This window comes from Flavobacterium sp. 2755, from assembly GCF_031455715.1.
Classification (GTDB): domain Bacteria; phylum Bacteroidota; class Bacteroidia; order Flavobacteriales; family Flavobacteriaceae; genus Flavobacterium.
Window position 1 is genome coordinate 56,981 of the sequence record NZ_JAVDTG010000016.1, and the last position, 26,988, is coordinate 83,968.

At 32.5% G+C, this 26,988-nt stretch carries 29 protein-coding genes and 3 tRNA genes; 14 read left to right on the forward strand and 18 right to left on the reverse strand.

Going from position 1 to position 26,988, the window contains the following annotated elements; genetic code table 11:
* Positions 1–43 precede the first annotated feature (43 nt).
* From J2Y38_RS24170 to J2Y38_RS24180, 3 genes are all read right to left on the reverse strand, one after another.
* Positions 44–126, reverse strand: a tRNA-Leu gene (locus tag J2Y38_RS24170).
* A 43-nt stretch (positions 127–169) separates the two neighbouring features.
* Positions 170–242 (reverse strand) — tRNA-Lys (locus tag J2Y38_RS24175).
* A gap of 40 nt (positions 243–282) precedes the next feature.
* Positions 283–355: transfer RNA gene (locus J2Y38_RS24180), tRNA-Lys, on the reverse strand.
* Between the two features lie 127 nt (positions 356–482).
* On the opposite strand from J2Y38_RS24180, the gene J2Y38_RS24185 reads away from it, so the two are divergent.
* Positions 483–1,001 (forward strand): shikimate kinase, encoded by a 519-nt coding sequence (locus J2Y38_RS24185; protein ID WP_309847844.1) that lies wholly within the window; start codon positions 483–485, stop codon positions 999–1,001.
* On the opposite strand, the gene J2Y38_RS24190 is transcribed toward J2Y38_RS24185, so the two are convergent.
* Complete coding sequence (locus tag J2Y38_RS24190; protein WP_073486159.1) at positions 993–1,493, reverse strand: phosphoribosyltransferase domain-containing protein; 501 nt, start codon at positions 1,491–1,493, stop codon at positions 993–995. The two genes, J2Y38_RS24185 and J2Y38_RS24190, sit on opposite strands and share 9 nt — an antisense overlap.
* 76 nt (positions 1,494–1,569) lie before the next feature.
* Entirely contained in the window at positions 1,570–1,962 is a 393-nt protein-coding gene (locus tag J2Y38_RS24195) for an RNA-binding S4 domain-containing protein (RefSeq protein ID WP_309847846.1), read from the reverse strand.
* Between the two features lie 79 nt (positions 1,963–2,041).
* On the opposite strand from J2Y38_RS24195, the gene J2Y38_RS24200 reads away from it, so the two are divergent.
* Positions 2,042–3,199 (forward strand): FKBP-type peptidyl-prolyl cis-trans isomerase, encoded by a 1,158-nt coding sequence (locus tag J2Y38_RS24200; protein WP_309847848.1) that lies wholly within the window; start codon positions 2,042–2,044, stop codon positions 3,197–3,199.
* 76 nt (positions 3,200–3,275) lie between these two features.
* Here J2Y38_RS24200 and J2Y38_RS24205 read toward each other — a convergent pair whose 3' ends face one another.
* From J2Y38_RS24205 to J2Y38_RS24220, 4 genes are all read right to left on the reverse strand, one after another.
* Positions 3,276–4,229 (reverse strand): transketolase family protein, encoded by a 954-nt coding sequence (locus J2Y38_RS24205; RefSeq protein WP_256635855.1) that lies wholly within the window; start codon positions 4,227–4,229, stop codon positions 3,276–3,278.
* A 74-nt stretch (positions 4,230–4,303) separates the two neighbouring features.
* A complete protein-coding gene (locus J2Y38_RS24210; protein WP_309847852.1) occupies positions 4,304–5,152 on the reverse strand; it encodes a transketolase in 849 nt (282 codons plus the stop codon).
* A 239-nt stretch (positions 5,153–5,391) separates the two neighbouring features.
* The gene (locus J2Y38_RS24215) at positions 5,392–5,694 is read right to left on the reverse strand and encodes a hypothetical protein (protein WP_309847855.1); all 303 of its coding nucleotides are present in this window, start codon (positions 5,692–5,694) and stop codon (positions 5,392–5,394) included.
* 111 nt (positions 5,695–5,805) lie between these two features.
* Positions 5,806–6,681: a polysaccharide deacetylase family protein gene (locus tag J2Y38_RS24220; protein ID WP_309847856.1), complete on the reverse strand. Its 876-nt coding sequence runs from the start codon at positions 6,679–6,681 to the stop codon at positions 5,806–5,808.
* Positions 6,682–7,119: 438 nt separating this feature from the next.
* Between J2Y38_RS24220 and tgt the strand changes: the two genes are divergently transcribed.
* The 12 genes from tgt to J2Y38_RS24280 all read left to right on the forward strand — a co-directional run bounded on the left by tgt (position 7,120) and on the right by J2Y38_RS24280 (position 19,239).
* The gene (gene tgt, locus J2Y38_RS24225) at positions 7,120–8,250 is read left to right on the forward strand and encodes a tRNA guanosine(34) transglycosylase Tgt (protein ID WP_309847857.1); all 1,131 of its coding nucleotides are present in this window, start codon (positions 7,120–7,122) and stop codon (positions 8,248–8,250) included.
* An 86-nt stretch (positions 8,251–8,336) separates the two neighbouring features.
* Positions 8,337–9,425 carry an LptF/LptG family permease gene (locus tag J2Y38_RS24230; RefSeq protein ID WP_309847859.1) on the forward strand — a complete coding sequence of 363 codons (1,089 nt, stop codon included), beginning with the start codon at positions 8,337–8,339 and terminating at the stop codon, positions 9,423–9,425.
* Complete coding sequence (locus J2Y38_RS24235) at positions 9,412–10,299, forward strand: DMT family transporter (RefSeq protein WP_256635853.1); 888 nt, start codon at positions 9,412–9,414, stop codon at positions 10,297–10,299. Before J2Y38_RS24230 ends, J2Y38_RS24235 begins: the two co-directional genes overlap by 14 nt.
* A gap of 112 nt (positions 10,300–10,411) precedes the next feature.
* Positions 10,412–11,365, forward strand: coding sequence for an acetyl-CoA carboxylase carboxyltransferase subunit alpha (locus J2Y38_RS24240; protein WP_053474271.1), 954 nt, complete (start codon positions 10,412–10,414; stop codon positions 11,363–11,365).
* A gap of 140 nt (positions 11,366–11,505) precedes the next feature.
* Positions 11,506–13,053 carry a replicative DNA helicase gene (gene dnaB / locus J2Y38_RS24245; RefSeq protein WP_309847864.1) on the forward strand — a complete coding sequence of 516 codons (1,548 nt, stop codon included), beginning with the start codon at positions 11,506–11,508 and terminating at the stop codon, positions 13,051–13,053.
* A 188-nt stretch (positions 13,054–13,241) separates the two neighbouring features.
* On the forward strand, positions 13,242–13,595 hold the full coding sequence (locus J2Y38_RS24250; RefSeq protein ID WP_309847866.1) for a hypothetical protein: 354 nt from the start codon (positions 13,242–13,244) through the stop codon (positions 13,593–13,595).
* Positions 13,596–13,613: 18 nt separating this feature from the next.
* Positions 13,614–14,249, forward strand: a complete 636-nt coding sequence (locus tag J2Y38_RS24255) for a hypothetical protein (protein WP_309847870.1) — start codon at positions 13,614–13,616, stop codon at positions 14,247–14,249.
* Positions 14,250–14,280: 31 nt separating this feature from the next.
* Entirely contained in the window at positions 14,281–15,039 is a 759-nt protein-coding gene (locus J2Y38_RS24260) for a hypothetical protein (protein WP_309847872.1), read from the forward strand.
* Positions 15,040–15,163: 124 nt separating this feature from the next.
* The gene (locus J2Y38_RS24265; RefSeq protein ID WP_309847874.1) at positions 15,164–15,913 is read left to right on the forward strand and encodes a hypothetical protein; all 750 of its coding nucleotides are present in this window, start codon (positions 15,164–15,166) and stop codon (positions 15,911–15,913) included.
* Between the two features lie 156 nt (positions 15,914–16,069).
* Positions 16,070–16,858 carry an ATP-binding protein gene (locus tag J2Y38_RS24270; protein ID WP_309847875.1) on the forward strand — a complete coding sequence of 263 codons (789 nt, stop codon included), beginning with the start codon at positions 16,070–16,072 and terminating at the stop codon, positions 16,856–16,858.
* Positions 16,859–16,969: 111 nt separating this feature from the next.
* Positions 16,970–17,635 (forward strand): response regulator transcription factor, encoded by a 666-nt coding sequence (locus J2Y38_RS24275; RefSeq protein WP_309847878.1) that lies wholly within the window; start codon positions 16,970–16,972, stop codon positions 17,633–17,635.
* A gap of 344 nt (positions 17,636–17,979) precedes the next feature.
* Positions 17,980–19,239 (forward strand): asparagine synthetase B, encoded by a 1,260-nt coding sequence (locus tag J2Y38_RS24280; protein WP_309847881.1) that lies wholly within the window; start codon positions 17,980–17,982, stop codon positions 19,237–19,239.
* 1 nt (position 19,240) lies between these two features.
* On the opposite strand, the gene J2Y38_RS24285 is transcribed toward J2Y38_RS24280, so the two are convergent.
* The 9 genes from J2Y38_RS24285 to thrS form a co-directional block, all read right to left on the reverse strand.
* A complete protein-coding gene (locus tag J2Y38_RS24285; RefSeq protein WP_309847883.1) occupies positions 19,241–20,047 on the reverse strand; it encodes an endonuclease/exonuclease/phosphatase family protein in 807 nt (268 codons plus the stop codon).
* Between the two features lie 52 nt (positions 20,048–20,099).
* Positions 20,100–20,330 (reverse strand): hypothetical protein, encoded by a 231-nt coding sequence (locus J2Y38_RS24600; protein ID WP_409025155.1) that lies wholly within the window; start codon positions 20,328–20,330, stop codon positions 20,100–20,102.
* Between the two features lie 15 nt (positions 20,331–20,345).
* The gene (locus tag J2Y38_RS24290) at positions 20,346–21,014 is read right to left on the reverse strand and encodes a response regulator (RefSeq protein ID WP_309847886.1); all 669 of its coding nucleotides are present in this window, start codon (positions 21,012–21,014) and stop codon (positions 20,346–20,348) included.
* Between the two features lie 432 nt (positions 21,015–21,446).
* On the reverse strand, positions 21,447–21,881 hold the full coding sequence (locus J2Y38_RS24295; protein ID WP_053474261.1) for a carboxymuconolactone decarboxylase family protein: 435 nt from the start codon (positions 21,879–21,881) through the stop codon (positions 21,447–21,449).
* A 79-nt stretch (positions 21,882–21,960) separates the two neighbouring features.
* On the reverse strand, positions 21,961–22,533 hold the full coding sequence (locus tag J2Y38_RS24300; protein ID WP_309847889.1) for a Crp/Fnr family transcriptional regulator: 573 nt from the start codon (positions 22,531–22,533) through the stop codon (positions 21,961–21,963).
* Positions 22,534–22,656: 123 nt separating this feature from the next.
* Positions 22,657–23,001, reverse strand: coding sequence for a 50S ribosomal protein L20 (gene rplT, locus J2Y38_RS24305; RefSeq protein WP_309847892.1), 345 nt, complete (start codon positions 22,999–23,001; stop codon positions 22,657–22,659).
* Between the two features lie 101 nt (positions 23,002–23,102).
* Positions 23,103–23,300 (reverse strand): 50S ribosomal protein L35, encoded by a 198-nt coding sequence (gene rpmI, locus J2Y38_RS24310; protein WP_007810722.1) that lies wholly within the window; start codon positions 23,298–23,300, stop codon positions 23,103–23,105.
* A gap of 104 nt (positions 23,301–23,404) precedes the next feature.
* Positions 23,405–23,956 (reverse strand): translation initiation factor IF-3, encoded by a 552-nt coding sequence (gene infC / locus J2Y38_RS24315; RefSeq protein ID WP_073489566.1) that lies wholly within the window; start codon positions 23,954–23,956, stop codon positions 23,405–23,407.
* 22 nt (positions 23,957–23,978) lie between these two features.
* On the reverse strand, positions 23,979–25,925 hold the full coding sequence (gene thrS, locus J2Y38_RS24320; RefSeq protein ID WP_053474258.1) for a threonine--tRNA ligase: 1,947 nt from the start codon (positions 25,923–25,925) through the stop codon (positions 23,979–23,981).
* Positions 25,926–26,988 lie beyond the last annotated feature (1,063 nt).

Here is a 26,988-nt window from a genome sequence, read left to right on the forward strand (position 1 = left end):
TAAAAAAGCGGAAACCTTTTAAATAAAGATTTCCGCTTTTTAGTGACCATGGAGGGATTTGAACCCTCACGCCCTTGCGAGCACCACCCCCTCAAGATGGCGAGTCTACCGTTTCTCCACATGGCCTAAATGCAAAAAAGGTCAAGTAAATTAATACTCGACCTTTTTGTGACCCGACTGGGGCTCGAACCCAGGACCCCATCATTAAAAGTGATGTGCTCTACCGACTGAGCTATCGAGTCATTGCTTTCAAGAAACTTATTTTGTTAATCACAAGTTTTGTGACCCGACTGGGGCTCGAACCCAGGACCCCATCATTAAAAGTGATGTGCTCTACCGACTGAGCTATCGAGTCATATTCGTTTCTTGAATGCGGGTGCAAATATAAGGAGTTTATTTTATTAATTGCAAGCAATTTTATTATAAATTTGTCTTTTTTTAAACAAAATTTACAATCCCCTAATTTATAGTGTTTTATTAGAATGAAAAAAATCGTCTTATTAGGTTATATGGGCTGCGGAAAGTCAACAATTGCCCAAAACCTTTCAAAAATTACAAATATTCCATTTTTAGATTTAGATAAATGTATCGAAAAAAAAGCAAATTTGTCGATAAATGAGATTTTCGAACAACATGGAGAGATTTATTTTAGAAAATTAGAACACGAAATGTTTCTTGAATTGCTGCAATCTTCAGAAAATACTATTATTGGTTTAGGAGGAGGGACTCCTTGTTATGCAAATAACCATTTATTATTGCAAAATGAGGATTTAGTATCAATTTATTTAAAAGCTTCAATTGATACTTTATATAATAGATTAGTTCACAATAAAAGCAAACGTCCTTTAATTGCGAATATGGATGAGGAAGAAATGAAAGAATTTATCGCAAAACATTTATTCGACAGAAGTTTCTATTATAATCACGCACAACACAAAGTTGTAGTGGATAATAAAACGGTCGACGAAACAGTTGAGGATATTTTAGAAATCTTAGCTTAGAAAGGCGTAATTGTCTCCATTTTCATCAAAAACAACCTGAACGTGCTCTAATAAAGATGTAGATAAAGAAATTCCTTTAAAATCGGCTTTTACAGGATACTTTTTGTGATTTCGGTCTACAAGTACCGCAGTTTTGAATTTCTTAAGCGGAACGTCCAGAAAATGGCGAACAGCGTAAATCAATGTTGTGCCCGAATTTAAGACATCATCAACTAAGACTAATCCTTTATTTGAATATTCCTCTGCTGATAAAGAAGTCTGAATAGGCAGCTGTGGATTTTGTTTGTCAACGCGTACTTCGCAAAGAGAAATTTTCAGAGTAGATATATCGCTTAATACAGTTGCGATTTTTTGAGCAAAAACAGAACCGCTGGAAGCAATTCCGGCAATTACAACTTCTTCTTCGTCAACAAACGTTTCGTAAATTTGATAAGCGATACGTTTTATTTTGTGTTCGATTTCCTGATTGGTTAAGATGATGTTTTTGCTCATGATTTATTTTTTTGCTAAAATACAATTAGAATTTTAGATTTTAGATTTTAGAATTCAGATTTTTTTGAACTGGAATTTAATTTTCATTTTCTTCCTCATCAATAAAATCACTTCCATAATCGTCAATATCTCTTCTGTCTTTTTTAGTCGGTCTTCCAGTTCCTGCTTTACGATAATGTTCTTTAGAAAGTTTTAATAACTCTAAATGTTCGTATGCTTCAGCAGGAGTTTCATTCTTGCGATAAATATCAACTAGTTTAGCTCCCACACGACTTTCCGGAATATCGAGTACGGTTATAATTTGTGTAATTTGATCTTTTCTAAAAGTAATTCTATCAGTAGGAAAAACTTCTTTGGATGGTTTTGCAACTTGCCCATTTACCGTAACATGGTTCTTTTTACAAGCCTCAGTTACCATGTTTCTGGTCTTATAATAACGCACGCACCATAAGTATTTATCTATTCTCATAATTTTTCTAAAATCCAAGTTAAATTCTTTACAAAAATAAATCAATATTGTATCTTGCGCACCTAAAAAATTAACAATAATGAATAAATTTAAATATTATTTTATTTTATTACTTGCGGGTATAGCTATAGTTTCCTGTAGTAAAGACCATGATGATCCGGAAACAGTTCCTTTAAGAGATTATAAAGAACAATATAAAGCTGACAATGACTCTATTGTTAAATATTTAAATACTCATTATATAAAAGAAGTAACGGCTAATTTTGATATAACGATTGAAAAAATTCCGGCAGGAGGAACACAAACTTCAATCATGAATCAAACAGTATATCCTTTGCAATCCAGAGATGTTTACAATCATGATGTAACTTATAAGGTATATTATTTATCTTTAAATAAAGGTAGTGGAGATGCTCCTTTAAATACAGATAGAGTTTATACTTCATATGTTGGAAGTCTGCTAAATGGAACTGTATTTGATTCTTCTTACGGTGTTGCAAGAAGTTTTGAATTATATATGCATGCATCACAGTCTGTAATTGATGGCTGGGGCGAAATTTTCCCACAGTTTAAAACAGGTATACCTAGTGCTCCGGGCTCTGATGGTACAATAACTTATACAGATTTTGGTGCAGGAGTAATGTTTTTACCTTCTGGATTAGGGTATTATGGATCAACTCAAACTGCTATTCCGGCTTATTCGCCTTTAGTGTTTAGTTTTAAATTGTTTAGCCTTCAAAGGTTAGATCATGATTTTGATGGTATTTTTGATTACCAGGAAGATTTAAATGGAGATGGATATGTATACGATTTTAGAGATACTGCAAGATATCCAACTCCGCCATCAACCATGGTAGCTGATGATACAGACAAAGATGGTATTCCTGATTATGTAGATACTGATGATGATGGAGATGGATATTCTACTTATTATGAAATTACAAAACCAGCGGGACAAATTGGTTTTGGTGTAAAGGATGGACAGCCTTTTAACTATGGAGTAAGTACGTATTACCCTTGGGATCCTGCTGTAGACAATCCAAGTACGCCAAATACAGACGAAACGGAGCCAAGAGGAATTCCTAGAAGACCTACAGGAGATTTAACTAAGCCTAATGATCCTACTGACCCAAATGAATCTATAACCAATCCTAGGAAATTTGTAGATGAAGATTATACAGCTGCAGGAAGATTAAGAATTCATTTGGATAAATCATATCCTTATCAAAAGAAATAATAAAAATAGAATACATAAAAAAACCTCGAAATCACTTTCGAGGTTTTTTGTTTTTATAAGGTAAGAAAACTAAAAATTATTTTCTTTTAATAACTCTTTCTACAGCTTCAACAATTGCTTGATTGTTTAGTTTGTATTTTTCCATTAACTGCTCTGGGGTTCCAGATTCACCAAAACTATCTTGTACTGCTACAAATTCTTGTGGAGTTGGATTGTTTAAAGCTAACACTCCTGAAACGCTTTCTCCTAAACCTCCAAGATAGTTGTGCTCTTCAGCAGTAACTACACATCTTGTTTTAGCAACCGATTTAAGGATAGCTTCTTCATCAAGAGGTTTAATGGTGTGAATGTTAATTACTTCGGCAGAAATTCCTTTTGCTTCTAAAGCTTCAGCGGCAATAAGAGCTTCCCAAACTAAGTGTCCTGTTGCGATAATGGTTACATCAGTTCCTTCGTTTAATAAAATTGCTTTTCCAATTACGAATGGTTCGTCAGCAGGAGTGAAGTTAGGCACAACCGGACGACCAAAGCGTAAATAAGCAGGACCATGATGATCTGCTAATGCTAATGTTGCAGCTTTAGTTTGATTGTAATCGCAAGTATTGATTACAGTCATTCCTGGTAACATTTTCATTAATCCGATATCTTCTAGAATTTGGTGAGTTGCTCCGTCTTCTCCTAATGTCAAACCAGCGTGAGAAGCACAGATTTTTACGTTTTTATCTGAATAAGCAACAGATTGACGGATTTGGTCGTAAACTCTTCCTGTTGAGAAGTTAGCGAAAGTTCCTGTAAATGGAATTTTTCCTCCAATTGTTAAACCTGCAGCAATACCAATCATGTTAGCTTCTGCGATTCCAATTTGGAAAAAACGCTCTGGGTGATTTTTCTTGAAATCATCAAATTTTAATGATCCAATTAAATCTGCACAAAGTGCTACTACATTTTCATTTTTTTGACCTAGTTCAGTCATTCCCGCTCCAAAACCCGAACGAGTATCTTTACTTCCTGTATTTTCGTATTTTTTCATTTTATATTTTGCTGTACGCAATAAGTTGTAGGCAATAGGCATAAAGCATACTGCTTAAAGCTTAAAGCTGGTTTTTAATAGTCTGCTAAAGTTGAGATGTTTTGAGCTAAAGCACTTGCCAACTGGTCGTTGTTTGGTGCTTTACCATGCCAAGCATGAGTATGCATCATAAAATCTACTCCATTACCCATTTCTGTATGTAGTAAAATGCAAACTGGTTTACCTTTTCCTGTTCTTGATTTTGCATCATTTAAACCCGCAAGAATTGCATCAATGTCGTTTCCTTTTTCGATATCGATAACATCCCAGCCAAAAGCTTCAAATTTAGCACGGATACTTCCCATTGGTAAAACTTCATCAGTTGTACCATCAATTTGTTTTCCGTTAAGGTCGATTGTCGAAATTATGTTGTCTACTTTTTTAGCAGAAGCATACATGATAGCTTCCCAGTTTTGACCTTCTTGCAATTCTCCATCTCCGTGTAAAGAATAAATTAAATGATTGTCTCCATTTAATTTTTTAGCTTGAGCTGCTCCAAGAGCTACAGATAAACCTTGTCCTAATGAACCAGAAGCTATACGAACTCCAGGTAACCCTTCATGAGTTGTTGGGTGTCCTTGTAAACGTGAGTTTAATAATCTGAAAGATGCAAGTTCTGAAACAGGGAAATAACCGCTACGTGCTAATACGCTATAAAAAACTGGAGAAATATGCCCGTTAGAAAGGAAGAAAAGATCTTCTCCAATTCCGTTCATATCAAAACCTTCTTTGCGGTCCATAATATTTTGGTATAGTGTAACCAAAAATTCAGTACAACCTAGTGATCCACCTGGGTGGCCAGAGTTTACAGCATGTACCATTCTAAGAATATCTCTTCTTACTTGGATCGTTAAATCGCTTAATTGTTGTGTGTTAGGCTTCATTTTATATGTAAAAGTTAAACTGTTGCAAAAGTAATCGTTATTTTGCGGGCTGACAAATGATTTTCTGCTTTAGTTTATCACAATTGTTAAATTCTGTTTCTTTTTTTATTAATCTTAAAAAAAAAGCCTATTTGGTTTAGAATTTTTAAATTCGGCATTTTAGACGTAATGATTTTAAGTAAATTCCTAAACAAAAAAAGCCCCTTGAAGGGCTTTTAAATATATAGAGTGATATATATCTAATTATTATCGCCCTCGCTGTAGAAATTATTTTCTTCGTCTTCTGAACCTATTTCTTCCTGATCATCATCAAGTTCAGAACCTGGGACATCTAAATCATTTCCAATTTTATCACTGTTTTGTTTCCATTCGTGATTGTCCTGATTGATGACTCTTTCGTCAGAAATATCTTCAGGATTGATGTCTTCTAGTTTATTATCTTGATTGTAAATGTCTTCGTTTGCCGGATAATCCATGTTTTCAAGGTTTCTTTCGATTTGTTCGTCCTTGATTTGATCTAATTTTTCTTCTGAGCTTATCATGATTTCTTTATTTTAATATTTTTTATAAAGTTATGAAATCAATGATTTTTGCTTCTTATACTTTTAGCAAGAGGATATTGTAATATTCACATAAAAAAGAAAATTATCTCATTATCTAATTGCTAAATTATCTAATTGTCCAATCTCTTTCCATGTAATTAATTGAATTTCATTCTCTTTTAGTTTTGCTTTGCATTCTGCACTTGTAAAATAATCAAAATCAATTTGACGCCACTGTGAGCCAAAATTTGGATGGTTTACAGTAATGCCCTGCATTTCAAAATCATCAAAAGCCGGATGAAGTAAGAAAACATTAAATCCAGAAGTGATATTGTCTAAAGCTTTTTCGTAAGATTTTTTAAGTTCTCCTTTTTCGAAGTCATTATAATATCCAATTAAAAGATTATCTGCTAAAAGAGTATTCTCAAAGTCATATTTTTCATCAGATAAACGAATAGATTCTACAAAATCTTTATTGATGAAAACAGGTAAATTATATGTTTTTCCGAGTCCTTTATAGATTTTCAAAATTTCTGGAGTTACGCCAACACTGCACATATGCGAGTCAAGATGTGTAGGCTGAATACCAAATTGCAAAGCTTTTTCGATTTGAGCAATTAGTTCTTTTTTGATTTCAGAAGGTTTTGCATTGTCTTTAAAATCCTTTCTGGTTTTATAGAAATAACCGTTTTGATCGACTAAACTTGGGACTTCGGAAACAGGAAGAACCGGACCGAATTTATAATTTTCCCATTCGCAAGTCAGTGTTAAATGAATACCGCAATCATAATTTGGATTGTTTTTGGCAAAAACAGCCATTTCATAAAACCATGGGCACGCTACCATTATACTGTATGAGTTTACAGATCCGTTTTGAAGCGCTTTTATAGTTGCTTGATTTTCTGAATGTGATAATCCGGCATCGTCGGCATGAATGATTAATAGTTTGGTGTTTTCAGGATATCCAAGTTTTTGAGCTAAATTCATTTTATTTTGTTTGAGTTAATGGCACACGGGTTTTCACGGCTTTAAACAGGTTTTGTTTTTTTGTTTGATGGCTCTGCTTTGTGAGCGCTTCGACTTTCCTCAGTCTGAGAATGTTGAGTTTTTTGTTCTTCAAAGAATTTTTAATACTATTCAAATTTAAAAATTTCTCGTGTAACGGTCACGTCTTTTTTGCGTTAGGGATAGAAGCGACATCCTTTTGTGACAAATGTTTGGGCTTAATTAACAATGAGTTTTTCTGGAACAAAAGATATAGCGGATAGCCCGACCGAAGGGAACGCCCAATAGAAGTTAAATGTTATACATAATGTGGTTAGAAGTTTTGTTTTTGAATTAACTCAATTTTATAATGGACAAATGATCTAATTAATTAAATTTCCCTGAAATTAACTTATCTTTGCCGACTGAAAAAAGAAACACATGAAGTTTGATTTATTACAAAAAGATCCGCAGTCTAAAGCAAGAGCGGGAAGTATAACTACTGATCACGGCGTAATCGAAACGCCTATTTTTATGCCTGTTGGAACGGTGGCTTCGGTAAAAGGAGTGCATCAGCGTGAATTAAAAGACGATATTAATCCGGATATTATTCTTGGAAATACGTACCATTTATATTTACGTCCGCAGACAGAAATTCTTGAAAAAGCAGGAGGATTGCATAAATTCATGAATTGGGATCGTAATATTTTGACTGATTCGGGCGGGTATCAGGTTTATTCTCTTTCTTCAAACAGAAAAATTAAAGAAGAAGGAGTGAAGTTTAAATCGCATATTGACGGTTCTTACCACTTTTTTACTCCAGAAAATGTAATGGAAATTCAGCGTACTATTGGAGCCGATATTATTATGGCTTTTGACGAATGTACGCCTTACCCTTGTGATTACAGATATGCACAAAGATCAATGCAAATGACACATCGCTGGCTGGATCGTTGTATTAATCATTTAGAAAAAGTTCCTTATAAATACGGTTACGAACAGACTTTTTTTCCAATTGTTCAAGGAAGTACATATAAAGATTTACGTCGTCAGTCGGCTGAATATATTGCGAATTCTGGCCAACAAGGAAATGCAATTGGCGGATTATCAGTAGGAGAACCTGCAGAAGAAATGTACGCTATGACTGAAGTTGTCTGCGAAATTCTTCCGGAAGATAAACCTCGTTATTTAATGGGAGTAGGAACTCCTATTAATATATTAGAAAATATTGCATTAGGAATTGATATGTTTGACTGCGTTATGCCAACACGTAATGCAAGAAACGGAATGCTGTTTACAGCAAACGGAACAATCAATATCAAAAACAAAAAGTGGGAAGCTGATTTTTCTCCTATTGATGAAATGGGACATACTTTTGTAGATACAGAATACACAAAAGCGTATTTACGCCACTTATTTGCTGCTAACGAATATTTAGGAAAACAAATTGCTACAATTCATAATCTTGGTTTCTACATGTGGTTGGTTCGTGAAGCTAGAAAACATATCTTAGCAGGCGATTTTAGACCATGGAAAGAAATGATGGTTAAAAATATGAGTCAAAGACTTTAAAAAAAGTTTCAAGTTTCAGGTTTCAAGTTTCACGTTCTATAGAGAACTTGAAACTTGAAACCTGAAACAAAATAAACAAAAAACATATGCTGTCAATAATAGATAAATACATCTTAAAAAGATATCTCGGAACTTTTTCTGTGATGCTGCTTTTGTTTGCGCCAATTGGAATCGTAATTGACGTTTCTGAAAAAGTAAATAAGATGCTCGAAAACAAGATTCCGTTTATGGATATCGCGTTCTATTATTACAATTTTACGATCTATTTTATAAACTCATTATTTCCGATATTTTTGTTTTTGTCGGTAATCTGGTTTACCTCTAAACTGGCAAATAATACAGAGATTATTGCGATTTTGAGTTCAGGAATTTCATTTACGCGTTTCTTACGTCCTTATATTATAGGTGCTACAATTGTTTCTATTTTTGTTTTGCTGATGGGATTTTTTATTGTTCCTGCCGCAAGTGAAGGTTATAATAATTTTAGGTACACCTATTTGAAAGGAAATGGAAAGGAACTCATGCGGGGTGAAAATACCAATGTTTACAGACAGATTAATGATCATGATTTTATCTTTGTAAACAGTTTTAATGAAGAGTCTAAAACGGCGTTTAATTTTACGTTAGAACATTTTGAAAAAGATAAACTAACGTATAAAATTACAGCAAGCCGTATTAAATGGGATCCGAAATTAAAGACGTATATTTTGTATGATTATACAAAAAGGACTCTTGCTGATTTGAACGATGTAATTGAAAAAGAACCTGAAAAAAAGATAAAATTTAAGTTTGAACTTGCTGATTTAACGCCTGTTGTTTATATAGCAGAAACATTAACTTTAGGTAAATTGATTGATTTTATTGAAAAAGAAAGAAAAAGAGGTTCAGGAAATATCAATACCTATTTAGTCGTTCTTTACAAAAAATACAGCATCCCGGTTTCTGCCTTTATCTTGACAATTATTGCAGTATCAGTTTCTTCAATGAAACGCCGAGGCGGAATGGGAATGAATTTAGCAATTGGAATCGCGATTGCCTTTTCATTTGTATTCTTTGATAAAATATTTGGTACTCTTGCCGAAAAATCTACTTTTTCACCTTTATTAGCTGTTTGGTTCCCGAATATTGTTTTTGGAATTCTGGCAGTTTACTTATTACGTAATGCGAAACGATAATTTAAAAAGTTACTTAAACCTTCATTTAATTGTTTTTATTTGGGGATTTACGGCTATTCTTGGAGCTTTAATTACAATTGATGCCGAAAATTTAGTGTGGTTCAGAATGTTAATTGCCGGAATTTTTCTTGGCGGATTTATTCTTTATAAAAAGCAGTCTTTTAAAATATCAGCACAATCTTTTGCTAAATTAATTTTCGTTGGATTATTAATTGCACTCCATTGGATTTTCTTTTTTAAAGCCATTCATGTATCAAATGTTTCCATAACATTGTCGATTTTTTCTCTTGGAGCTTTTTTTGCCTCTTTATTAGAGCCGCTTTTTTACGGAAGAAAGATTTTATGGTACGAAGTTTTCTTCGGATTAATCATCATTGCCGGATTAGGATTGATATTGCAGGTTGAAATTAAATATCTTACAGGAGTTTATTACGCCTTAATTTCGATAATTCTTGGGGTTTTATTTACGCTGATGAATGGGAAATTAATCTCAGATCACGAGCCTTCAGTTATTACATTTTACGAATTTGGTGCAGGAGTTTTCTTTATCTCTATTTATTTTTTAGTGATAGGAAAATTCAATGCAGACTTTTTTGTAATGTCATTAAATAACTGGATTTTGCTGTTGATTTTGGCTTCTGTCTGCACGGCTTATGCTTTTACCGCTTCGGTAAAAGTAATGCAGCGCTTAACCCCTTATACGGTAATGTTAACCACTAATTTAGAGCCGGTTTACGGTATTCTTTTGGCTTATTTTATCCTGGGCGGAAAAGAAAAAATGAGTACCGAATTTTACATAGGGGCTGTAATAATTGTTATTACAGTTATTTTAAATGGTGTTTTTAAACATTATAAGAATAAAGAAAAAGTGTAGTATTTGCCTTATTTTTAAATTACAATTTTACATTTTAAACACGAAATAATCACACGAATAGTATAATATTTTTATATTTGCGGTTCGATTTAAAAACAAAATTCAAAAATCCATGGAATATTTAGATTTTGAGCTTCCAATAAAAGAACTTGAAGAGCAGTTAGAAAAGTGTGTTATAATTGGAAAAGAATCTGACGTTGATGTTACGCCAACTTGTAAAGAAATCAACAAGAAATTAGTAGAGACTAAAAAAGAAATATACAAAAACCTTACGGCTTGGCAGCGTGTACAATTGTCAAGACACCCAAATAGACCTTATACTTTAGACTACATCAGAGCAATCTGTGGAGATACTTTCTTAGAACTTCATGGAGACAGAGGTTTTAAAGATGATAAAGCGATGGTTGGTGGTCTTGGTAAAGTAAACGGACAGTCGTTTATGATTATCGGTCAGCAAAAAGGTTTTAATACAAAAACACGTCAATACCGTAATTTTGGTATGGCAAATCCGGAAGGATACCGTAAAGCTTTGCGTTTGATGAAAATGGCAGAGAAATTCGGAATTCCTGTTTTAACTTTAGTAGATACTCCGGGTGCATACCCAGGACTTGAAGCTGAGGAAAGAGGGCAGGGAGAAGCTATTGCAAGAAATATTTTCGAAATGGTTCGTTTACAAGTGCCTATCATTACCATTATTGTAGGTGAAGGAGCTTCTGGAGGAGCTTTAGGAATAGGTGTTGGAGACAAAGTTTATATGTTAGAGAATACTTGGTATTCTGTAATTTCTCCAGAATCATGTTCTTCAATTTTATGGAAAAGCTGGGAGTACAAAGAACGTGCTGCAGATGCTTTAAAATTGACTTCATCTGATATGAAAAAACAAAAATTAGTTGATGATGTAATTCCTGAACCACTAGGCGGAGCACACTACGACCGCGAAACTACTTTTAAAACAGTAGCAGAATACATTACCAAAGGATATAACGAATTGAAAGACTTATCAACAGCCGAGCTGATTGCCCAAAGAATGGACAAATACAGCAACATGGGCGAGTATAAAGAGTAAATTCATATAATATGATGAAAAATCCGAAGCCCTGCGGTTTCGGATTTTTTTTTGGTTATCAACAAATCAAGATTATTTATAAACAATTATTAGTTATAACTAGATAGCAGATTTTTTTTAAATTTTGCTACTTTCGCTATATGGAAAATTTCAAGAATGTAAATCCTGTAAAGGTAGATAAAACCACTATTATTAATCTGGAGAAAGGAAAATTGCCACCGCAAGCACTTGATCTGGAGGAAGCTGTGTTGGGAGCAATGATGATTGATAAAAAAGGGGTTGACGATGTAATTGATATTTTGCAGCCCGATGCTTTTTACAAAGACGCACACAGACATATTTTTGAAGCGATTTTACAGCTTTTTACCGAAACTCAGCCAATCGATATCTTAACAGTTTCAACTCAGTTAAAGAAAAATGGAAAGTTGGATTTAGCAGGTGGAGATTTTTATTTGATTCAGCTTACTCAGAAAATTGCTTCTTCAGCGCATATCGAATTTCACTCGCGTATTATTCTTCAAAAATTTATTCAAAGAAGTTTGATTAGAATTTCATCTGAAATTATAGAAGAATCGTATGATGAAAGTGCAGATGTTTTTGATTTATTAGATAAAGCGGAATCTAAATTATATGAAGTAACACAAGGAAATATAAAGCGTAGTTCTGAAACCGCACAAAGTTTAGTTTTACAAGCTAAAAAGAAAATTGAAGAAATTTCTAAAAAAGAAGGATTAAGTGGTGTAGAAACTGGTTTTCATAACCTAGATAAGTTAACATCCGGATGGCAGCCGAGTGATTTAATTATTATCGCGGCCAGACCAGCGATGGGAAAAACGGCATTTGTACTTTCTATGGCCAGAAATATCGCTATCCAATATGGGCACGCAGTAGCTTTATTCTCTCTGGAGATGGCATCTGTTCAGTTAATTACTAGGCTTATTTCTTCCGAAACAGGATTGTCATCAGAAAAATTACGTACAGGTAAATTAGAGGCCCATGAATGGACAATGTTGAGTACTAAAGTGAAAGATTTAGAGAAAGCACCTTTATTTATTGATGATACACCCTCACTTTCTATTTTCGATTTAAGAGCAAAATGCCGTCGTTTAGCGTCGCAGCATGGTATTAAAATTATCATTATAGATTATTTGCAGTTGATGACTGCGGGAGGAAATAATAAAGGAGGAGGAAATCGTGAGCAGGAAATTTCGACAATTTCCCGAAACTTAAAAGCTTTGGCAAAAGAGCTTAACGTTCCCGTTATTGCACTTTCTCAGCTGTCGCGTGCTGTAGAAACACGTGGTTCTAGTAAACGTCCTTTATTATCGGATCTTCGTGAATCTGGAGCAATTGAGCAGGATGCGGATATTGTTTCGTTTTTGTACCGACCAGAATATTATAAAATTGAGGAATGGGATGATGAAGAAGCTTCACCAACTGCTGGTCAGGCTGAAATTATGATAGCCAAACACCGTAATGGTGGTATTGAAAACATCCGTTTGAAATTTTTAGGACACTTAGGGAAATTTGATAATCTTGATGAATTTTCAGGCAGCTATGATGATTTGCCGTCAAAAATGAATCATGATGATAACAATCCGTTTATTACTCATAATCTCCCTTCACCTAATGAAGCTTTTGGAAGCAATTTAAATGATGACGATGATGACAGTGATGTTCCATTCTAATTCAAATAAAATTCTAAATAAAAAAATCTTTATGAGCTCCCTGCTTGTAAAGATTTTTTTTTATTCAGCGATTAAATACTTCTGTCTATAATTTCACAAAATAATATTTCTTCATAAAAATTAATTCGGTAGCTTAGCGAAACCATAAACAATTTTTAAAACTATTAACTAATTAAAATTTAAAAACTATGAGCGAAAAAAACTTTCCGGGGCCAATTCAAATCCCATTGGCTACTGCAGAAGTGTGGGAAAAAAGGTACGAGGATGATACCACGATCGAAACCCCAGAAAACAAAGTAAAATCTTTTTTAATACCACGAGAAAGTTTAGAAAAAGTATTGGCATTGGATACGGATGCTGTTCGTGCATATATTGGTATTAATGATCAAAAAGAAAAAACTTTACTTTTTGTTGGTGCACAATATGATAAGGAAACAGGTAAATATGTAGATGTTTACGGGCATTTATCATCAGAACAAAATAAATCAGATGCTGCCGGAGATATTGTGTATGATGGAGCACGTCCTAGCCCACCATATTAATAGTGAAGTATATAAAAAATGAATGAATTATTAATATACTCGACTTATTTAGTTTTATTAATAAACCTGATAATCTATTCATATAGCTTTTTCCGAAAGGGAAAAGCTAATGTTTTTTTTGTCTTATATCTAGCCTTTTGTTTTGCTATGCAATTCAGTATGGAGTTATGTTATCAACTAGGAATGACCAATTTAATTTTTGTTAATATATTCTTTATAGGTCAAATGATAATGCTTGGGATTTTCTACAATTCATTGACACAGGTAAAGAGTCAAAAAATATTCATAAAAATTAGTCTGGCTTTAGCATTACTGGTTTTAGCAATACAATTCTATATAGATTCAAGTGAGTTTTTAAAGTTTAATTTATTTGAAATTACTTTAACAAATTTACTTATAGTAATTTATGCCTTATTTCATTTTTACAATATGCTTACAGAAAGTAAAAGATATTATTATACTACTGTGGGACTTGTATTATATTTATTGGCAAGCACCGTATTGTATTTAATAGGAAACTTTTCTGTAGGACTTAACAGTGAACTTAAATATTTAACCTGGATATTAAACGCTTTTTTACTTTTAGTCAACCAGTTATTTATTTTATACGATTGGAAAATAAATTTTTATAAAGAGATTACAATTAAAAACTAACAATTAACTTTATCAAAAATCAAATTTAATTATGAAGAAAAGAAATTTTTGTATTGCTTTAATGACATTACTTGTCACGTTTTCATGTCAAAAAGATACATCACAAGATGATGGTTCTTTAAATACAGCTTCGAATAAAAAAGAAAATTGGTTAAAAGCCGATTTAAATACGGACTTTGCAAGTTCTCAAAAGCAAGTTACAGCCTATTTATTTCCAACAGAAGAATTGGATAAATTGGTAAACATACCTAATGTAGAAGAAATTCGCTTTGTTCTTGGATATGAAGATAACACAATACAAATAGAAGTTACCGGAGTTGATAAAAGCGGTCAAAAGTTAGGATCAGTTGAGTCAACAGTTTTGAAAGATGTCAATGTTCAAAACAATCTTATTGAACTTAAGAAACTGACTGTAAACACTACAAAAAAAAGAAGTTTATTATTAAACGAACATATTTTGGTACCTTCTTATGCTTTTGCATGGATAGACGCTTGGCAAGAAAAACTTAGTTCTGTTTCTGATTTAGATGAAGTACTTTCATATGAAGGCACCCGATTTCGTTACTACAGCCTTGAAGCTGATGTGGTAAAGGAAATGACATCTAAAAAAAGCGAAAATGTAGGTTTGTTTTTAGGACTTAACCCAAAAGGAAAAGTTACAACAATACTGATCAATCTTGATAAAAATAATGGAATTAAAAAAGCATCTCTAACTTCAAAAGATGATGCTGATGATGTTTATGATGGTAGCCGCCCAGTTCCTCCTTACGGAGATCCTGAAACACCATAATACATATTTATTTTAATCTCTATTAGACATTCTGATAGAGATTTTTTTATCTATTTAAGTAAGGCCTTTTAGTAATTTAAAAATTGGAATATTTAGCTTATTTATTAATTGTAAACAAAATAATATGAAAAAAATAAATTTTTATCTCGTTGCTATTGTAATATTCGTTATGTTTTCATGTCAGAGAGGAACAACTCAGGATGAAATAAGTACAACAGCATCAGAAAAGAGTAATTGGTTAAATGCTGATTTAGATAATAAATTTGCAAGCTCGCAAAAAGAAGTTAAAAGCTATTTATTTTCATCACAAGATTTTTCTAAATTGACTTCAACTCCAGATTTACATCATTTACGATTTGTATTAGGATATGAAAATGGGATTATAAAAATTGATGCAGCAGGAGTGAACTCTGCCGGAAAAGAAATAAGCAGAATAAATTCAAAAGTATTATTTGCATCTTCAAACCAAGATAAATTAACAGATCTTAATGAGGTAACAATTGACTTAACTCGTAAAAGAACAGCAGTATTAAATAAACATTTACTATCGCCAAAAACAGCTTTTACAGGTATTGAAGCCTGGCAGGAAAAACTAGATAAAGTAGAGGAACTAAATGAAATAACATCATACGATGGCTTAAGAATTCGAAGTTATGCTATGGAAACAGAGGTGATTACATCTATACTAAATAAAGCAGGAATTGAAAAAGTTGGATTGTTTTTAGGATTGAATAAAGAAGGAAAAATGACCACTATTTTTGTAGGTTTAGATAAAGACAATAATATTAAAAAGACGTCAGCAACATCTAAAATAGTAGATGGAGTTTACGACTTTAGTGAGCCAAGTCCGCCATGTACAGATGATGATCATTAATTTGTTCTATACAACTTCAAAAATCTCTATCAGGTATGTGTCTTGATAGAGATTTTTTTATTTAATAATTATTTTCAAGAAATAATCACATTCAAATTAAATGAGATATATTTGATTTCAACATCAATAAGCATTTTTTTGTAAACCTAAAAAGATATGAATACCCATTCAATCCCTGAAAAAGAACTGGTTGCCATTATATTATATATCTCTCTTTTCTTTATAATTGTTGCAGTTGTATTGATAATATTTTTCTATTTCTCCAGAAAAAAAATAATTCAGAAAGAATTGGAGAAAAAAGATTTGGTATTACAGTATCAAAAAGAACAGCTTCATGCCATTATAGTTACGCAGGAAGAAGAACGTAAGCGTATTGCACAAGATTTGCACGATGATATAAGTTCAAAACTTAATATTGTTTCCTTAAATACGCATTTGCTTTCTGCGCCTAACTTAACCGAAGAAGAAACTATCGAGATTACAGATAATATTATTAATCTAACGGCAAAGGCCTTAGAAAATTCAAGAAAAATTGCTCATAATTTATTACCGCCGGTTTTTGAAAAATTCGGATTAAATGCGGGTGTTGAGGAATTATGCGAAGAATTTGAAAGTAGTAAATCAGTTAAAACTTATTATAAAAATGAAATAGATTTTGATGATAATCTCGATCGTCATTTACACATTTTTAGAATTTTGCAGGAATTGATGAATAATTCGCTTCGCCACGGTAAAGCAACAGAAATTTGGATTGCCTTTAAAGATAATAACGGAATAAATACTTGTTATTATGAAGATAACGGAATTGGTTTTGACAGCAAAAATAGTGAAAACCAAAAAGGACTTGGAATGAAAAATATTGACAGCCGGATTTCCTTTTTAAACGGAACTATTAAAATAGATTCAGAAATAAATAAAGGTATTGCTGTAATTTTTACCTTTTAATATAAATTTTAGTAAATAATTACGCTTTAGCATCAATAAAACAAGGTTCTTTAGCTATTATTAATTCATATTTTGTAATTTCGGGAAACCAAATGACCAAAAACAGACAAAATGAATGCCGTAATTAAAATCGCCTTAGTCGATGACGAAGTATTGTTTCGGAAAGGAATAGCTTTTTTATTGCAAAGAGAAGACAATATTGAAATTATTTTTGAAGCTTCAAACGGTGAAGAGCTGGTTAACAAATTACAGAATAATGATGTCAAGCCAGATATTATTATAATGGATTTGAAAATGCCGGTTTTAAATGGTGTCGAAGCAACAAAAATTATTCGAAAATCTTTTCCAGATATTAAAATTATAGCCCTGACCAGCTATGATTCAAAATCATTTATAGCAAATATGATTCAGGTTGGAGCAGTGGCATACCTCATTAAAAACACAACTCCAAAAGATTTAATCAAAACGATTAATGAAGTTAACAGAAAAGGATTTTTTTACAACGAAAATGTATTAAAAACCATTCAGGAAACTATCGTATCTTCTAAAAATTCAAAAGGCAATCTTGAAACAAATTTTCTTTCTCCGCGTGAAATTGAAATTTTACAGCTAATCTGTCAGCAAAAAACAACTACAGAGATAGCAGAACATCTTTTTTTAAGCCCGCGAACAGTAGAAGGACACCGTAATAATTTATTACTGAAAACAGAATCACGAAATATTGCTGGTTTGGTTGTTTATGCTATTCAAAATGAAATTGCAGTTTTGACATTGTAATTTTAGCTTGTTAAAAATTGAATGGATAAAACATAATAAACGATTATTGTAAAAACGAGTACACAAATGCCTATTTTTTGCATTATGGTAAATTCTTTTGGTTGATTATTTTGGTTGTAATTCATTTGGTTTGATTTTAATCGATTAATTTGGTCGATTTTAAGATTCCAAATTTAGGCAGAAAAAGTTGTCATAGTTTACGTATTTTTACCTGTTTTTTACAAAATTTCAATCTTTAAATGTTTTTGTATTCTTGTTAATTAACAGTTTTATATTATTATAAAACTACTCTTCTATTGTGATTTTATAAGCTTCCTTTATATCTTTACTTAAAATATTTTTTGATGAAAAAAAGTTTAGTTTATATTTTCATTTTATTGCTTTCCCTTAATGCAAAAGCTTCGTTTATTTTACTTCCGATGGATGAAACAACGCAGCAAAATCACTTAAAAGCTTACGGTATTACATATTGGTGTTTGAGTAGAGATTACAAAGCAAGTTGGTTACTTAATTATCGCGGAGGTTCTTTTTTATTACCGGATGCTGATGAAATTCGTAAAGAATGCAAAATTCGAGGTGTTAGCTTTGAGATACTTTCAGATAGTGAAGAAGCTTCAATTTTAAATGATATTTCGAGTCCATCACAAAATATGGAATCCGTTATTCTTGAAAAAGCGCCAAAAATTGCAGTTTATACTCCAAAAGGAAAACAACCTTGGGACGATGCAGTAACATTGGTATTAACTTATGCAGAAATTCCATTTACACCAATATATGATGAAGAAGTTTTAAGTGACCAATTATTATTATATGATTGGCTGCATTTACATCATGAAGATTTTACTGGACAATACGGAAAATTTTATGCAGCTTATAAAAATACACCTTGGTATATTGAACAGAAAAAAGATGCCGAAATTTTAGCTTCTAAATTGGGTTATTCTAAAGTTTCTCAGGAAAAAGGCGCAGTAGCAAAAAAAATAAGAGATTTTGTTATTGGCGGCGGATTTATGTTTGCCATGTGTTCAGCAACTGACAGTTTTGATATTGCGCTTGCGGCAGATGGTGTTGATATTTGCGAAACTATGTTTGATGGAGATCCAAGTGAATCTAACTATCAATCAAAACTAAATTACGCAAACTCTTTCGCATTCAAAGACTTTATTTTAGAACGAAGACCAGAAGTTTACGAGTTTTCAGATATTGATATGACTGGAAAAAGAAGAGTCCCAATGGAAAAAGATTACTTTACCTTAATGGAATTTTCTGCAAAATGGGACCCAATTCCAAGTATGTTATGTCAAAATCATACCCAATTAGTAAAAGGATTTATGGGACAAACGACTTCTTTTAATGAAACATTAGTAAAATCAAATGTATTAGTGATGGGAACTTGCGAACTTAATGGTGAAGCAAGATACATTCATGGAGAAAAAGGAAAAGGAATGTTTACTTTTTTTGGAGGCCATGATCCCGAAGATTTTCAGCATCAGGTTGGAGATCCGCCAACAGTTTTAGATTTACATCCTAATTCTCCTGGTTATCGTTTGATTTTAAATAACGTTTTATTCCCGGCAGCAAAAAAGAAAAAGCTCAAAACATAATTTAATTCAACGAAAATTCTAACCAAATAGGAATATGATCGGATATTTTTCGGGCATCCTGAAGCGTATTGAATTTTTTATAGAATAAAATAACTCCTGAATCGATATGATTTAATCTATTTGGATTGTAAAAAGTATTATCAAATTCAGAAGCAAGACAAACATCTCCATTACATTTTTGTTTTAAAGTAGTTTTTTGCTTTTGCAGCATTGAAGTATATCCCATTTTCTTTAACGGATTAAAAACAGTATGAGATTCCGGACAATTAAAATCTCCGGTAAATACTAAATTGAGATTCGGATATTGCTGAGGCAGAAATTTGAAATATTTAATTTCAGTTTCTGGCTGTTTGCTTTTTGTGATTGCATGAAAATTGACCAGAGTAAATGTTTTTTTGTTTATCTCGAAAGTTGCAAAATAGGGTTCGCGGTCAATTTCTAAATTATACTTTTTTTCAAGCCATGGTTCTCCTTTTAATTTGGCTTTATTTGTTTTCCAAAGAAAAGCATAGCGTTCTTTTTTATAGCTGGTTCCACTTGTAGGATCACTAATAACATAATCCCATTTTGCTCCTTTTTCATTTAGCAATGTGGCAAGTTTCGAAACACTCTGCGAGCCGCCGTACCCGGCAACAACTTCCTGAATAGCGACAATGTCATAATCACGTACAGTATTAGCTATAAAATTTAAGGTTGATTGTGATTTAGATTTTCCAAAGTTTTCCAGATTCCAGGAAATAATTTTAGTCTGTGCTAAAGATTGGAAAGAAATGAATAGTAAGAGAACGTAATTTATAAGAATTTTCATGAGGCTTTAAAAAATCAAATATAAGCATTTCGATATTTTTAAATCAAAATACTTAAAGCTTTTTATATCTATTTTGTAAAGCTTTTCCAATAATTATTATTTGCAGAACAAGAAGTGCAGGTATAAAAATAATCTTCCAGTCTATTTCAAGCCAGCCCGTTTTTTCAGAAACATAAGCAAAACATATAGACAAGAAAAGACAAAGCAGTAATGTTTTTATGATAATTTTATTGCTGGCTGTGTTGATCTTCGATATCAGATTAAATTTATATTTAGGTTTCATAAAGTTTAATAGAATTTAAATTAAGCCGAAATCTTTGGCTATAGCAATTAAGTGCACATTGTTATTAGCTTTAAAATATATTTTTAATTTATTAATTCGTTTCTCAATACTGCTGGTTCCGTTTGGAGTTATCGATTTTGCCTTAAATTCATTTGAAATGCTCCCTAAAATATAACCTCTTGCCATTAGGGTTAAAATAGAAATGTCATAAGATTCAATTTCAATTAAAGATTTATCATTAAAACTAAAGCTTAAATCTGAAGAAAGTATTTTTTCTTCATTTTTATAAGCCTTTTGCATGGCAATTTTTAACTCCTCAATACTATTTCTTCCTTTAGAAACATACGCCGTGATCTTTAATTCATTAAAAAGCTTTTTTATCCTATATGATTTATCTTCTGATGAAAATACAATTTTCTTTAATTGAGGATGTATTTTATTCACAGAGTTAATAAGCTCCTCACCATTCAAAATGTTGGTGTTTCGATGATCTATTTTAAAAGATAAATCGGTAATTAACAAATCATACGGTTCATTGTCAAGAAGACTTTTTCTGATTTTTAATAAACCATCATCATAATATTTTACATGGTGGATTACCGGAATTTCTAGTTCTTCAAGAACTTTTATAATTGTTGCACTAATACTGTCTATGTCCTCTGCAATTAAAACCTTTTTGAACATACAAATTTTATTATTTTATAGTAAATTTAAATCTATTGCTTTTCAAAATTAATCCTCTTAGTTGTAGTCTTCGTACGGATTTCCGTATTTCCCCGTACATATAAACAACTAATGAAAAATCCGATGAAGTTTTATAATGGTTATATTTTTTAGTTGTAAGTTTTTTAAATTAGAATATTTATGATATTCCTTCTGGCATGCAAAAAAGACAAAAGAAACTGCCATGGAATATGAATTTATTGTAGTGTATTTTGAAATCATAAACCAAAAATAGAAAACCTAAATTCCCATGAAAGAGTATAAATACCTGTTTTTGTAAAATGATTGAATTTTTATTTGACTAAGTCTCATTTACAGGTAAATACAAAGAAACCCTCTGACGGGAGGGTTTAGAATTTTAAAAATGTTGTAAAATTTATCCTTATAAAGGAATTATACAGCTCTTAATCCAGTAGTAATTGCTAGTCTGTTCCAAGAGTTAATTGTAATGATTGCAAGGATAATTTCTGCTAAATATTTTTCATCAAATAAGTTTGCTGCATTTTGATAAACTTCGTCAGTAACATGGTTGTTAATTAAAGTTACCTGCTCTGTTAAAGCTAAAATAGCTTTTTCTTCTTCAGTATAAACATCAGCTTCACGCCATGCACTTGTTAAGTATATTCTTTGTTCAGAAATGCCATGTTTTCTCGCATCAGCAGTGTGCATGTTAATGCAATACGCACAACCATTAATTTGAGAGGCACGTATTTTAATTAATTCTTTATGGACTGGAGTTAATGAGGTAGTAGAAATATATTTTTCTAAGTTAATTAAAGCCTGATAAGCTTGTGGGGCAGCTTCTGGGATAAGAATTCTTGATTTCATTTTTATGTGTTTTAAAAGTTCATTACAAAGGTCAGTAATGTATCCTTTTAAAAACTTGAACTACTTCAAGAAATTGAAATCAGACTTTTCCAGCCCTGATTTTGCTCATAAATTCTGCAGAAAAATCTAAATAGGAGGCAAGCATGTATTGCGGTACACGCTGTACAAACTCCGGATTTTGATTATTAAAATGATGATACCTTTCTTCGGCAGACATTGTAAATAAAAATTTAATACGCATTTGAGCCGCGCCAAATGATTTTTGAGAAACGATTCTAAAATATCTTTCCAGCTTAGGAATTTCAACTAATAGAGACTCTAAAGTCCCTTTTTCAATCGCTATTAATTCACAATTTTCAACAGTCTGAATATAGAAGTGAGATGGAGTAGTGTTGTGGTAACTTAAATAATCAGTTATCCACCAATTTTCAACAGCAAATTGCAAAGTTTGTTCTACACCTTTCGGATTAATGATATATTGTCTCGCACAGCCTTTTAGTATAAAATATAAGGTATTACAAACTTGGCCTTCCTGTAATAGATGTTCTTTCTTTTTTACTTTCGAAATAGTAAGACATGTTTCTAGTGTCTCAATTTCTGAAGGCTCTAATGTTATAAATTTCTGTATATGATCAAATATTGCCGTAAACATTTTACAATTGTTTTATGATAGGATTAAAGGTAAAACAGATTATTGTAAAAACAAAAAACCATCCGAATTAACGAATGGTTTCTTTATGATAAGTAAGTAATCTAAATTGAGTTTATAAAACGTTTATTTTACTCTATTAAGTATTGCTTTGAAAGCTTCTGGGTGGTTCATCGCTAAATCAGCAAGAACTTTACGGTTCAATTCGATTCCGTTAGCTTTAACTTTCCCCATGAATTGAGAATAAGACATTCCTTCTAATCTAGCTCCAGCGTTAATACGTTGAATCCATAATGAACGAAAATTTCTTTTATTCTGTTTTCTGTCACGGTAAGCGTAGCTCATCGCTTTCTCTACCGCGTTCTTAGCAACTGTCCAAACGTTTTTACGTCTACCAAAGAAACCTTTGGCTTGCTTCATTATTTTTTTTCTTCTTGCTCTTTTAGCAACTGAATTTACCGATCTTGGCATAATTTTAATGTGTTTTTGTAGCAGGCGTCCTGAATTGAATCAAAGGAACTTGAAAGCCATACTCCAAGGTTATATAAATAATTTTTTAACCTAAAGAATTATTAGATAATTCTTAATTGTTGTTTGATGCTTTTCATATCTGTTGAGTGAACTAGCGCTGAGTGTGTCAAAGCTAATTTACGTTTTTTAGATTTTTTAGTCAAGATGTGACTTTTAAAAGCATGCTTTCTTTTAATCTTTCCAGAACCAGTAACTTTAAAACGTTTCTTAGCGCTAGATTTAGTTTTCATTTTAGGCATTTTTCCTAGTGTTTTAATTTATTCTTACTTACTTATATTTTCTAAGCTTTAGGCAGTAAGCTTTAGGCAAATGGTTTTGCTTAAAGCTTACTGCTTATAGCAAATTATTTTTTCTTTTTCGGAGCAATGAACATAATCATTCTCTTTCCTTCAAGAACCGGCATAGCTTCAACTTTACCATGCTCCTCTAAATCTGTTGCCAAACGTAAAAGTAAAATTTGTCCTTGATCTTTATAGATGATCGAACGTCCTTTAAAGAAAACAAATGCTTTTAATTTAGCTCCCTCTTTTAAGAACTTCTCAGCATTCTTTCTTTTAAATTCATAATCATGCTCATCTGTTTGAGGACCAAAACGAATCTCTTTTACTACAACCTGCGATGATTTAGCTTTTAATGCCTTATCACGCTTCTTTTGTTCGTAAACAAATTTCTTGTAATCCATGATTTTACAAACCGGCGGCTCAGCATTTGGCGAAATTTCAACCAAGTCTAATTCAAACTGATCTGCTAGACGTAAAGCTTCTGCAAGCTTAAATACACCTGGTTCGATGTTCTCGCCTACTAACCTTACTTCCTGTACACCACGAATATTGTTATTTATTCTGTGTGCATCTTTTTTTTCTACTCGAGGTTGAAAACCTCTGTTACTTTTTATTGCTATGACTTTCTAATTTAAGTTAAACTGTAAATACTTTTAATGTCTTTTTTATTTCTTCGTCTACAATCGAAGCAAATTCTTCGATAGAAACAGTGATATTACCTTTTCCTTCTTGGCCGTGGCGACGAATAGAAATAGTGCCGTTTTTCTCTTCCTCTTCACCCACGATAAGCATAAATGGAATTTTTTGCATTTCTGCATCTCTAATTTTCTTACCGATAGTTTCATTTCGGTTGTCAATTAGGGCGCGAATTTCGTGATTTTCTAGCAAATCTAAAACTTTTTTAGCATAATTTTCGTATTTCTCGCTCAAAGACAATATAATAGCCTGCTCAGGCATTAGCCAAAGTGGGAAATTTCCTGCTGTGTGCTCTAGTAAAATTGCTATAAAACGTTCCATAGATCCAAAAGGAGCTCTGTGAATCATAACCGGGCGATGTAATTCATTATCAGCACCTTTGTATGTCAAATCAAAACGCTCAGGAAGGTTATAATCAACCTGAATTGTTCCTAACTGCCATTGTCTTCCCAAAGCATCCTTAACCATAAAGTCAAGCTTAGGTCCATAAAATGCAGCTTCACCATATTCTACTACAGTATTCAATCCTTTGTCAGCCGCGGCATTGATAATTGCGTTTTCAGCTTTCTCCCAGTTTTCATCCGTACCAATATATTTCTCTCTGTTTTCCTGATCTCTCAATGAAATTTGAGCAGTAAAGTTTTCAAAACCTAACGAACCAAATACATATAATACTAAGTCAATTACTTTTTTGAACTCTTCATCCAATTGTTCCGGAGTACAAAAAATATGCGCATCATCCTGAGTAAAACCTCTAACACGAGTTAAACCATGTAATTCACCAGATTGCTCATATCTATATACAGTACCAAATTCAGCATAACGCTTAGGTAAATCTTTATATGACCAAGGTCTTACATTGTAAATCTCACAGTGGTGAGGACAGTTCATTGGTTTCAATAAAAACTCTTCACCTTCTGCAGGAGTATGTATCGGCTGAAAACTATCAGCCCCATATTTAGCATAATGCCCAGAAGTTACATAAAGCTCTTTTTGTCCAATATGCGGACTCACAACTTGCTCATAACCTGCTTTCTTTTGAGCTCTCTTTAAAAATTGCTCTAAACGTTCTCTAAGCGCAGCGCCTTTAGGTAACCATAAAGGTAAACCTTGGCCCACTTTCTGAGAGAAAGCAAACAATTCAAGTTCTTTTCCTAATTTACGGTGGTCACGACGCTTAGCTTCTTCAAGAAGTTCAAGATATTCAGTTAAATCTTTTTGTTTAGGGAAAGAAGTTCCATAAACACGAGTCAGCTGCTTGTTCTTTTCATCACCTCTCCAGTAAGCACCAGCAACGCTCATGATTTTCATAGCTTTGATGATTCCAGTATTCGGAATATGTCCACCACGACATAAATCAGTAAAAGTAGAATGATCGCAAAAAGTAATAGTACCGTCTTCAAGATTAGAAATCAATTCAGTCTTGTAAACATTGTCTTTATACATTTCTAATGCATCAGCTTTGCTAACCGGACGCATTTTAAATTCGTGTTTGCCTCTTGAAATCTCAAGAACACGATCTTCGATCTTTTTAAAGTCAGCTTCAGAGATTTTTTGGTCTTCAAAATCCACGTCATAGTAAAACCCATTAGCAATTGCAGGCCCAAGAGTTAATTTAATTCCAGGGTACAATTCCTCAAGAGCTTGTGCCATTACGTGCGAAGTCGAATGCCAGAAAGCTTTTTTACCTTCAGCATCATTCCAAGTATATAATATAAGATTACCATCGGTCGTTAATGGGGTCTCGGTTTCAATAGTTGTACCATTAAAAGATGCAGAAATCACATTTCTTGCAAAACCTTCGCTAATGTTTTTAGCGACCTCCATTGGAGTTACGCCTTGAGCGAACTCTCTAATTGACCCATCGGGTAAAGTAATCTTGATCATTGTTTATAATTTTGTGAATGCAAATATAAGTGATTACAAAAATACATACAATATATATATGTAGAAGATTACTTTATTATGTAAGAAGCTAGGTATACTAATACTAAGAGTAGCTATTATTTCTATAATTCGACAGGGTTTTAAAACCTGCGGGGTTTATTTGTATACATATATAAGTAGAAAACTCTACTATAATATATATTAAGAGTAAAAAGACTATATGGCTTGAATGAAACTGTTGTTAGGTTTTGAATGCTGATTGTCCGGCTGAGCGAAGTAGAAGCCTTTTAAGTTTGAAGATTAATAAGGAGCTTAATCCCGCTATCCGCTCCAATCTTTTGTGCCGAACCCCGGCACAAAAGGATTTTCGCTGCTATCGGGGCTAGGGCATGAGTTTTCAAAAGAAAAACATCCCAAAAATAGAAACTTTGCGCCTCTGCGTCTCTGCGAGATTAATAAAACGGAAGAAAAAGCAATCTTTGTGAATTAGTGCCTTTGTGGCAAAACCAGTCAAAAAAGACTCAAAACTTAATAACTCTTCAAAAACGGTATTGCAGAAAGGGCATAAAATAAGGAAAAAGCAATGCGGTGTAGAAAAACCTGACAATGTTTCAAAAAAGTTTAAATTGTAAAACTTGTGTTATCAGAGAGTTAAGAAATAATTGCAAAAAAGATTAAAAATAGTTTGCAAAAAGGCTTGCGTAACTGGAATTGTTGTGTACTTTTGCACCCGCAACAACGAAAGAGGTTCACTGAAAGACTGGCAGGAAAAGAAATCAAAACTGAAAAATTTTTCAGAAAAAAGATTAGAAAAAGCTTGTGAGATTTGAAAAATGCTTTTACATTTGCACCCCGCAAAACACGGAAGTTCATTGAGAGACTGGAAGGAAAATTGATAAAAAGGAGACGAAAAAAAAGTTTCAAAATTTTTTTAAATTTTTCTTGCGAGAAACAAAAAGAAGTTTTAGTTTTGCACCCGCTTTGAGAGACAAGCGAAAAAGAAAATAAGACACGTTCGTAGACATATTGAATTGACAGCCGTTTTGAAAGAGATTTCAAAACA